Origin of the sequence: Streptomyces chiangmaiensis (assembly GCF_036281785.1) — a bacterium.
Lineage (GTDB): Bacteria > Actinomycetota > Actinomycetes > Streptomycetales > Streptomycetaceae > Streptomyces > Streptomyces chiangmaiensis.
On the sequence record NZ_JAYWVC010000404.1, the window covers coordinates 1 to 3,800 of the forward strand.

General features: G+C 67.8%; 2 protein-coding genes and 1 pseudogene. 1 reads left to right on the top strand and 2 read right to left on the bottom strand.

Annotated elements, in window-relative coordinates; genetic code table 11:
- Window positions 1-712 precede the first annotated feature (712 nt).
- Window positions 713-1,285 (bottom strand): hypothetical protein, encoded by a 573-nt coding sequence (locus VXC91_RS43330; RefSeq protein ID WP_329512850.1) that lies wholly within the window; start codon window positions 1,283-1,285, stop codon window positions 713-715.
- A 154-nt stretch (window positions 1,286-1,439) separates the two neighbouring features.
- Here VXC91_RS43330 and VXC91_RS43335 point away from each other — a divergent pair, with 154 nt between their 5' ends.
- The gene (locus VXC91_RS43335) at window positions 1,440-2,018 is read left to right on the top strand and encodes a YceI family protein (protein ID WP_329512851.1); all 579 of its coding nucleotides are present in this window, start codon (window positions 1,440-1,442) and stop codon (window positions 2,016-2,018) included.
- 462 nt (window positions 2,019-2,480) lie between these two features.
- Here the strand turns inward: VXC91_RS43335 and VXC91_RS43340 are convergent.
- Window positions 2,481-3,415 (bottom strand): annotated as a pseudogene (locus VXC91_RS43340) (transposase); the annotation flags it as partial.
- Window positions 3,416-3,800 lie beyond the last annotated feature (385 nt).

A 3,800-nucleotide genomic window follows, 5' to 3' on the forward strand; every position in this document is an offset into this window, starting at 1 on the left:
CGACAGTGTTCTCGGATGCCAGCGCCGCCGCCTGGGACGAGATCGCCCGCAACGATCCGCAAGGCTGGAAAAAGAACATGGCCCGGCACGCCCACGACTGGACCACCTACTGGCGCAGCTGCACGCAGGCGTAACAGAACACAGCCGTTGACGTTCGGGGAGTGATCGGGGTTTCGGTGGATCCTCAAAGCTTGCCCGCGAACGCCCGCGCAGCGCATCCTGCGCGTCGCCAAGGCGGACGATGGGCTGGAGCGCCTCCCGCTCGGCAGCAGTACACAGCGAGGCCCTGACGGGTCCGGCGCCCGTCAGAGCCTCGCTGTGTACTGCGTCAAGCAACGTGCGTTGCAGCCAAACCGACCCGGGGCCCGTTCAGGCGGGTCGGGTGAGCGGGGCGACCAGACCGTCGCCGGGCCACAAATCCTGTTCTGCTACAAGGCTGGCGAGGAAGGTATTGACCTCGTCCAGCACCGCGGTGCGCTCGGTGGGCCCGTATGGGATGAAGTCACCGTTGGCGGCGCCGTAGGCGCGGACGTGGCTGTGCGGGCCGGTGCAGACGAGAGCGGGTGGAGCAGGGAGTCGGCAGCGACGACCGTGGTGTTGATCTCCCGGGATCCGGGGCCGGGGTAGTACGGCTCGTGCGCGAAGAGCAGGTAGACGTCCGGGGTGCGGGCGGCCGGGCTGGGTTCGAGCTCGAGCATCAGGAGGGTTCCTTTCAGGAGTGGTGTGTTGAGGGTGGGGTGGGACGCCGGGCACGGGTCTGGTCCGCGTCGGCTGCGCCGTCCTCGGAGGCGGTGCATTCGATGGTCTGCGTGACCTGGTCGACGAGGTGGAGCAGCAGCCGTTCGCAGGCGATGAGCGCGTCCGACGCCGCGCGGGTGTCCTGTGTGTGGAGCAGGCTGGCAGCGTCCCACAGGAGGTGCTGGCCGATCTCGGCCGAGCGGTTAAGTTCGTAGCGGTCGCTGCTGGCGGCGGCCTCGACGAGGTCGGCGTGCAGGGCGGCGAGGCGCTGCAAGTAACGGCACGGGGCGTCGCCTTCGACGGTGCGGACGTGTTCGCGGGCTCGTGCATCCAGCCAGCCGAGCAGCCACTGGGCGAGCAGTGGGGCAAGGAGTATCACCGGCAGTACGACGTCGGCGGGGATCCCGTGGTTCGCGGCGCACAGTCCGGTGAGCAGGCTGATGAGGGCGACGGCGGCGACAGAGAGCCGCAGGGATGCGGGGATGCTGCCCAGGGCGATGCGCTGTGCAGGGCGTCGGGTCAGCCAGCAAAGGGTCAGGCGCTGCACGCTGATCTCAGCCTGCAGCCACAAGCGATGGCGCGCCACTGAAGCGGACGCAGCCCATGCGCGGGGCGACGGTGCCCTGGTGACGTGGAGCGGGACGCGCCGGAGCGGTCCGCGGGAAAGCCGACACCCATCACGTACAGTCAATTATGTGACAGTGAGTGATGGAACCTACGGCTTCGGACCGCCGACCGGCCGCCTGCTGATCAAGACCAGCCGCGCCGGGGTGGGCCGCAAGGCGGGGCACATCGAGGCCACCCAATGGTCCGGGAACACGGTCGTCGTCGGCAACGACCCCAAGAAGTCGTCTGTGACCCTCACGGTCCAAACGGGATCACTGACCGTCCGGGAAGGGAGCGGCGGACTGAAGCCCCTCACCGACGCCAACCGGGCCGAGATCAAAAAGACTCTGGAGGGTGACACCCTGCTGCACACCGCGAAGCATCCCACCATCACATTTCGCTCCACCAACATCACAGGCACCCTTCAGTCCTTCGAGATCACCGGTGACCTCACCGTTAAGGGCCAGACTCACCCAGTGACCGTGCATGGCGCCGGCGATGGGGACGGAATGGTGCGCGGCTGGGCCACCCTCACCCAGTCCACCTGGGGCATCAAGCCCTACACCGCTTTCCTTGGCACGCTGAAACTGGCCGACGAGATCCGGATCGAATACCAAGTGACCAAGCTGGATCCACTTGCCGGGCGAGGGGGACGCCGCGGCCACACCGCATGATGGTGGGTGTCGCCGACCGCGACCCACGTCTTCCGCCCACGACGCGTGAGGAGGCTGGCGAGGGGCTGAGGAGCGTCGTCGATCTCGCCAGACTGTACGGAGGCGGGGTAACCGTTGCTCCGGTTCAGGAGGGGGGAGGCAAGGTGGTCTTTGTCCACTTCCAGTGCCCCTCAGCCCTGACAGGTAATTGATCACCGGCGCCCCCAAGCGGATTTCCCCATGCGGCACCGACCCCGACCGGCAAGAGGTGGTTGGGGTGGACGGGAAACTATTCGGAGGGCCGTGCGGCTTGGCCGCACTTGTTGGACGGCAGTCGTCCCACAACCGCCGCGGCACATCCTGCTCTCTTGCGGGAGCTGGTCGAACGGTGCGAAACGCTCAGGCGCCGCTCGCTGCCGCCGACAGCGCAGAGACCGCCCGCTGGCTTCGGACGCCCTTCCGTCGCTGAAACGGACCATCCGTGAGCGGCTTCGGGTCGCGGTCGCCGGGCAGGTGGTCGACCTTGAGGCGGATCAACGTGCCGTGGATCAGTGGGAGTTCACCTTCGTGGTCGAGCCACGGGCCGCGGGCCTGCAGGCGGGGGTGCATCCGGTCCCAGGCGAAGGCCTCCGCCCGGCCGTAGCGGCTGGTGTCGCAGGTGGTGGCCTGGCCGGGGGTGTGCCAGCTCTCGGGCTTGGCGAAGTGAGGACGCCGCCGTGCTTGCGGGGCTGCCCGCCGCGCGGGGTCGAGCGGCGCGGTCCGGCATCCCGGAGCATCACCCGGTCCGAGCGCAGCCGGCCGACCAGCTCCACAGGCAGATCCGCCAGGACGTAGGCGAGGCGGGTGACGTCGTAGCCGGTGTCCATCACGACGAGGATGTCCGCGTCGCCCGGCCGCCACAGCCCGGCCTGCACCAGCCAGGTAATCACCTCGCGCTGCTGGGCGGCGGTCACCGCGGTGGCGTCGTCGCACGGCCCCAGCCGGATCGCGTCCAGCAGCGCGGTCCACGACGTGCGTCCCGTCTCCAGCGCGGCGACGAAGGAGTAGGGTCAGCCGGGGATGAACTGATCCGCGCTGCGGCCCCGCCCGTAGACGTGGCAGAACAGCAACTCCGGGCTGGTCGGGGCGTCGGGACGCAGCCAGTTGCTCACATCGACCGCGAGCATGATCCGCCCGTCGGCGGCACGCGGCAGCGGCGTGGAGGCAAGCAGTCGGCGCAGGCGGCGTGGCTCCAGCCAGCCGTGATTGACCGCGTCGTACATCGCTCCGTGCCACGGCGGTGCTCGGCGGTGAGCGTCAACTCGACCAGTGACGTGACCGGGCCGTCCGAGCACAGCACCGCGTCGGTGAGCTCGAAGAGCGCATCCGCCCGGGTGTAGAGGATAGAACTGGACACGAAAGTGGGACAGGATGCCCAGCGCGGCGTCAGCGGACTGTCCAGGGGCGAGACTCTTCACCAGCGGCCGTTCCTTCACGCGACGTTGCTCGACACCTCGAAGCGTGAAGAACGGCCGTCCTGCTGTCCTGGGAACGAACCAAGATCAGCGGGTCAGGTGAACCGCCGAGGTTAAAGATCAAGCTGAGCAAGCTCTCGACAGACGAGCGGGAAGATCCGTTGACATCTTCCCCTGAGAGAACTAGGACAGAAGTAACAAAGCGCATATATGTTGCGCACCTTCAAACCCTGGTGACTCCCAGGTGAACTGCCACCAGGGCTCTAAACATACGCCGCGGGAGGAGGCGAACATGAGCGACACTGAACAGGCACCTGAGGAACCCGAGGCGACCCCGACGGAAGGTGAG